Below are 5,525 nucleotides of genomic sequence, written 5' to 3'. Positions count from 1 at the left end.
TCGCGCTTTACCAACTAAGCTATGTCCGCATGTGCAACCAACCGGTGTACGCCGCTTGAGCACGAGTCACCATAATACAGCATGGCTCCTTGTGCGCAAATTCGGCGTGTCTCAACGGCGTCAAGGCATGCAATGAGCGAACAACAAGCCCGGTTCATCACCTCGGGCTCGCTGTACGGCCTACACTGGGAAATCACGAAAGGAGTAGATACCATGCCGATGATCGAAATGGCCCAGAGCACTGACGTCAACACCATCAGGGATCTGAGCATTGCCACATTCGCCGAGACCTTCGCTTCCCTGAACACCGAGGAAGACATGGAGCAATACAACGATCGGCATTTTTCGACAGATGAGCTGCAACGCGAAATAGACAACCCCGACTCCACTTTTATGGTGGCGAAAGTGGACGGCGTTCCTGCCGGATACATGAAAGTGAATGTCGGTGACGCCCAGACCGAGGAGATGCTCGGAAACCGCATGGAGGTCCAACGCCTCTACATATTGCGGCAGTACAAGCGCAATGGCTTGGGCGCGCGGTTCATGCACACCGCTTTCGACATGGCCCGCACGCAGGGCAAGAGCGTCATCTGGCTGGGGGTATGGGAGCACAACGACGCCGCGATTGCGTTCTACAAGCGCATGGGCTTCGTCCAATTCGGTTCGCATGACTTTGTGCTGGGAGAGGACCGGCAGACGGACCTGCTCATGGAAGCGGCCGTGGACCGGCTTGTGTAGCGCCCGTCACGGCCGGATGCTCACTGGCTTGCGCCTTCTTGGAGGGTGGGGATGTGCGGGTACAGCCTGTGCACCGTGTCGCCCCAATTCGTCACGCGTACGGCGTTGTCGGTGTATCTGACCTTGACCTTGAGCCCTGTGACCTTCACGTCGTGCTGCTCGAATGTGGCGCACACGGTGTAGTTGGGCTGGTCCTCCCCCGTCAGCAGGCAACCGGTGTTCTGTTGGGCGCCTTGGGGCAGGCCGTTGAACCAGTTGATGGCCTTGGGCCAGCTGTCCCAATCGTCTTGGAACACGTTCCAGGACTCGGCCACGCGTCCCCCACCGGTGGCGTTGACAGTGAAGTCGAACCATCCGTCGGAGTCCGGATGGGTGTTTTCCTTGCCGATGACGTCGAGCTCGGTGAACGCGGCGAATGTCGGTGAGCACGCATCGGTGAGCTTGGGTATGCCATCCTGTTCAGGGTATGGCGCAAGCTTCTGCTGGGCGCCTATCGCATTGGCGATCGCGCTGCATGCGGAATTGTTCACGAGCGCATTGGTGACGATGTCACGCAGCTTGTCGTTCTTCTTGTACAGCTCGATGAGGGTGAAGTCGTCGCTGTGGTCCTTCTGGTCGACCGTTGTGGCCTGTACGGTGCCGGCCTTCGGATCGGTGATGCGAATCGGCTCGGACCATTCGGCGCCGTTCCAGCCATTGTCTGTCGTGACGGTGTAGATGCCCGGTGTCACGAGCCACATCGTGTCGGTGAAATCGGAGACCGTGCCGTTGAGCCGGTACCTGCCGGCGTCGTGGCGTTCGTCCACGAACCCCACAGCGGGGAGCACCTGCTCCATCGGCACACGCCAGACGCCGTTGTGCTTGGTCATATGCCAGACGATCGTGGTGGGCTCCGAACCCACTGTGTAGGTGACCGTCACATCGCTCGCCGTGTCGGAAACCTTGTGGATGTCTCCCACATGCGGGTCGCTCAACGGTGTATTCGGTTTGACGGCCTTGAGCACATACCCGTCCGGATTGGTGGACACGGGACTGGTGTGTGCCCTGATCGTGCTGTAATCGGAGTTCTGCATTGCGTCGAGCAGTACCTGCGCCACCGACTGCGGATCATAGTTCGCCTGCCCGCAGGCCGCGGCCGGCAGCAGCAACGCCAGTGCCACCAATGCGATGAGGCAACGGTTGATGTGCTTCATGCGGTCCTCCCCTGTCTATCAGCTTGCCCATCGACATTCATATTTCAGTATCGACCATACTGTGGGTGCTGCGGCTTCGCCCATGGTGCAAGGGCAATGATGGGCAATATTGACGTTGAGGCATTCGACGTGTGGGAATCGTACGGATTGCGTACATGCGCAGATGGCTGAAGTGCGCCATCACTATACTGGTTCGCGGTGAGAGGCACGGAGGTACTGACGATTGGGGATACACATGACGACACGATTCGCGAAGACGGCCGCATTCGCCACGGCGGCGCTCATGACCATCGTTGCCGCGGGCTGCGGCAACGGCGCGGATGGCGCGTGGGACGCCGAGCGTGCGGACTCCGTCTGGTCCCAACACGTCGAACATACGGGGACGCCACTGACGATGCAGGAATTCGAAACGACCACCTGGCGCGCGAAGAACGGTGATATGGTCATGTTCCACGACACGTCCGAAGCGTGGCCGCACATGGCGATGCCGACGGTGCGCAGCGCGGACGACCACCGCTCCACACTCATCCCCGCAACCGTCACGGATCAAAGCGAACTGATGCGATTCGAGTTCCTGCAATATGCGGATGTGAAACTCGACGGAGCCTATTACGCCGTCTCGACGTCTTTCCCTGATGATCCGGCGAACATGGCTTCCAGCAAGTGGCACGCAGGCGCGGATGGAGACCTGTTCGTGCTTGCCGTGAACGAGGAAGCACATGAAGGGTACCGAGTGCGCGCCACGGCGAACGGGCTGCATGCGCAGTGCATGACCGATGGCGTGAAAGACGCGGGTTGTTATCAGGTCCTGTTCCAGGGCCTTGAGACGGAGGCTCACGACGGCATCCTCACGCTTGATCATGTGGACATGGGGGCAGATGCCACCACAGAGCGATAAAGGTCAATACTTATATATCGGGCGGCCGCGTCGATGGATGATGCGGCCGCCCGATCGCCTATGGTCCTCCGCCCTGCGCTTACAGTTGGGCTGTGAGCAACGCACGCAGCGACACCATGACGGAGACGGCAAGCGCAACCGCGCCCAGCAGGGCGCCGATGCCGTACAGCGCCCATGCAGGAGCCGAGGTGATAATCGCGAACAATCCATCAGTGCCCATGTCGAGCGACACGGCAAGCACGACGAGCGCGAACACGACCGCGAGCACACAGGCCGGGACAATCGAGACGAGATACTTCTCCCCCGCGTATTCCCTCCTGCTGAATGGCAACGTGAACAGTGTACGCCATATCGGAGCGCTCAAATCGTTGCGTACCATCTTGCCGCACACCGTGGAAAACAGCATCGGCATGAGCGTCACCCCGGTGACATACATGTCGGAGAAGGTGTAGAACAGGCACGATGCCAGCATCACGACAAGAAACACCCGATTCTTGCCCATAGCGATCATATCCCTCGCCATCAGACCCTTCATGGTTGATTCCTTTCCCTGAGAGGCTCGCCCGCCGTCATGATTGTGATGAGCTCATCGATGTCGCCACGTGCCATCTGGATGCCGGGCGTGTTCTCTTCGTAATAGCGGCGTTCATCGGTGAGTGCATGGATGACACCGTGCCTACGGGCGCTCGCGAGGACATGCGACCGATCCATCGCCGCCGCCTGTTCGTCGGTGAGGATGAGCACCGTGTACTCATCGCGCAGACGGTCGATTGTCTCGTGCAGCCGGATACGCCACGGTCGATGAAGTAGAAGTCGTCGCACAGGGGTCCTTTGAATTATGCGAACTGATGAGGATGGAATGCCCTGGCGTCTCCATGTAGGCGCGCAACAGGTCAAGCAGCTCTCCTCGCGCGACGATGTCCAGCCCCGCTGTGGGCTCATCGAGGATGAGCACATCGGGTTCGTGGCCCATGGCGATGACCGTCTTGAATTTCGCCGTCATCCCGGTCGAGAACTCCTCCATCTTCTTGTCCGTCGGCAGAGCGAAGCGCTCGAGCAGGGTTCGGCATAGCGGTACGTTGAAGTTCGGATAGAACGCCTTCATCTGCCGTATGACGTCGTCCCCGGTGAACACGGCGTCGAAGGACGTATCCGCGAGGACGGCGCCGACATCGCGCTTGACGGCGTTCGGCAGCCGGGTGACGTCGGCGCCGAGCAGTGTGCCGTTCCCGGTGTCCGGTTTCGCAAGCCCGAGGATGATGCGGAACGTCGTCGTCTTGCCTGACCCGTTGACACCGACGAGTGCGATAATGGTGTCCTTCGGCACGTGCATTGTCAGGTCAAGCGTGAAATCGGCATACCGTTTCGTGATGCGGTCGAGTGTGATCACGTCGTTCATCATCGTGTGGCTCCTTTCCTATCTGTCGTACCGGTGCCGCTGTATGTTCCGTCGTCGGTGTCGTCGAGCAGCATTGTGACGAGTTCCTTGATGTCCGCGTCACTCAGCTGCAGCCGGCGCGCTTTCGCTATCGCCTGGGCGAATTCCTCTTCGACCTGGCGGTTGAGTTCCTCGGCGACGATGTTCGGTGAGACGTCGGCGACGAATGTGCCTTTGCCTTGCACGGTGACGACAAGTCCTTCCTGTTCGAGCATGTCGTACGCCTTCTTCGCAGTCAGTGCCGAAATCGCGCATTGCCTGGCGAGCCCGCGAACGGATGGCAGGGGCTCCCCCGCTTTGATTTCGCCGCCCTTGATGAGCGCACGTATTCGATCGACGATCTGCTCGTAGATCGGCGTCATCGACGTGGCGTTGATGATGATGTCCATGGGCCTCCTGTTCCCTCCTGCATGCCCGCCAATAGGAGTCCACCGTAAGAGTATAACATTGTATAACAGCAAAGTACAGCATATAACAATTTTGACGACTGTGTGTCTTCGGTCATTTCGGCGTGTCGGCTGCCATGAGGATTGATGTGGTATTGCAACGGTTCGTGAAGTTCCGCCCAAGAAAACCCACCATTGTTCAGACTTGCCGGCAATGCGGTGTGTCATGCGGTCTCCGCTTGTACGTTGGTCTGTAACAAGGTGTGGCAGCGGGGCTGCCGATTGGAGGGATGGCCATGGTTTGGCTCATCATCGCGGTTGTGGCGCTTGGCATCAGCGCCTATTTCGGCAACGAATACCGACTTGACCGCAAAGCGCACAAGCTCAACTCAGGCAGCGAGGAGGAACGACGTCTTGCTGCGGAAATGCAGGAGATCGCCCGCAAGATCGATGAAGGCAAGTATCTGTACCGGTGAAGCTGCCGAACCATTGTGCTTTCATGCTCAGCCCAATGCGACAAAGGTTGTTGGCTAAGCGGTCATAAAGTTATTGCTTAAGTTTCTGGTTTGCATGAGGCTGGTGTCTAAACACCTCTGTCACGTTTCCGAAACGTGACAGGCAACCGGAACGCACACACCATGGACGCCCCTGTTGCGACACGCCCGACACGCCGATGGATACCAACGGACACGCCGAAACAAAAACCCCGCAGGCCAATGACCTGCGGGGTTTGGATGTGGGTGATGTAGGAATCGAACCTACGACCCCTTCCGTGTGAAGGAAGTGCGCTAGCCGCTGCGCCAATCACCCGTTCTTCTGTTATATGCCGATTGCTCGGCTCGTGGGCGATACAAGATTCGAACTTGTGACCC

At 58.9% G+C, this 5,525-nt stretch carries 8 protein-coding genes and 1 tRNA gene; 3 read left to right on the top strand and 6 right to left on the bottom strand.

The features are described from left to right. Window positions 1-132: 132 nt before the first annotated feature. Window positions 133-738: a GNAT family N-acetyltransferase gene (locus OU02_RS07950; RefSeq protein WP_238551887.1), complete on the top strand. Its 606-nt coding sequence runs from the start codon at window positions 133-135 to the stop codon at window positions 736-738. A 20-nt stretch (window positions 739-758) separates the two neighbouring features. Here OU02_RS07950 and OU02_RS07945 read toward each other — a convergent pair whose 3' ends face one another. After that, window positions 759-1,931, bottom strand: coding sequence for a hypothetical protein (locus tag OU02_RS07945; protein WP_033489769.1), 1,173 nt, complete (start codon window positions 1,929-1,931; stop codon window positions 759-761). 235 nt (window positions 1,932-2,166) lie between these two features. Between OU02_RS07945 and OU02_RS07940 the strand changes: the two genes are divergently transcribed. After that, window positions 2,167-2,829: a hypothetical protein gene (locus OU02_RS07940; RefSeq protein WP_033489768.1), complete on the top strand. Its 663-nt coding sequence runs from the start codon at window positions 2,167-2,169 to the stop codon at window positions 2,827-2,829. A gap of 79 nt (window positions 2,830-2,908) precedes the next feature. Here OU02_RS07940 and OU02_RS08430 read toward each other — a convergent pair whose 3' ends face one another. The 4 genes from OU02_RS08430 to OU02_RS07925 are packed head-to-tail and all read right to left on the bottom strand — an operon-like array spanning window position 2,909 to window position 4,656. Next, window positions 2,909-3,352, bottom strand: coding sequence for an ABC-2 transporter permease (locus OU02_RS08430; protein WP_274518165.1), 444 nt, complete (start codon window positions 3,350-3,352; stop codon window positions 2,909-2,911). An 8-nt stretch (window positions 3,353-3,360) separates the two neighbouring features. Further along, window positions 3,361-3,573 (bottom strand): hypothetical protein, encoded by a 213-nt coding sequence (locus OU02_RS09095; protein ID WP_225531425.1) that lies wholly within the window; start codon window positions 3,571-3,573, stop codon window positions 3,361-3,363. 7 nt (window positions 3,574-3,580) lie between these two features. Continuing rightward, the gene (locus OU02_RS08180; RefSeq protein ID WP_225531424.1) at window positions 3,581-4,231 is read right to left on the bottom strand and encodes an ATP-binding cassette domain-containing protein; all 651 of its coding nucleotides are present in this window, start codon (window positions 4,229-4,231) and stop codon (window positions 3,581-3,583) included. Further along, window positions 4,228-4,656 carry a GntR family transcriptional regulator gene (locus OU02_RS07925; RefSeq protein ID WP_033489767.1) on the bottom strand — a complete coding sequence of 143 codons (429 nt, stop codon included), beginning with the start codon at window positions 4,654-4,656 and terminating at the stop codon, window positions 4,228-4,230. The genes OU02_RS08180 and OU02_RS07925 overlap by 4 nt, the downstream gene beginning before the upstream one ends. A gap of 293 nt (window positions 4,657-4,949) precedes the next feature. Between OU02_RS07925 and OU02_RS07920 the strand changes: the two genes are divergently transcribed. Then, window positions 4,950-5,129 carry a hypothetical protein gene (locus OU02_RS07920; protein ID WP_033489770.1) on the top strand — a complete coding sequence of 60 codons (180 nt, stop codon included), beginning with the start codon at window positions 4,950-4,952 and terminating at the stop codon, window positions 5,127-5,129. 261 nt (window positions 5,130-5,390) lie between these two features. Here the strand turns inward: OU02_RS07920 and OU02_RS07915 are convergent. Continuing rightward, window positions 5,391-5,463 (bottom strand) — tRNA-Val (locus OU02_RS07915). Window positions 5,464-5,525: the final 62 nt, after the last annotated feature.

Source organism: Bifidobacterium pseudolongum subsp. pseudolongum DSM 20099, assembly GCF_000771225.1.
GTDB classification, from domain to species: domain Bacteria; phylum Actinomycetota; class Actinomycetes; order Actinomycetales; family Bifidobacteriaceae; genus Bifidobacterium; species Bifidobacterium pseudolongum.
The sequence above is the reverse complement of the archived record's forward strand: the minus strand, read 5'-3'. Positions and strand labels throughout refer to the sequence as shown.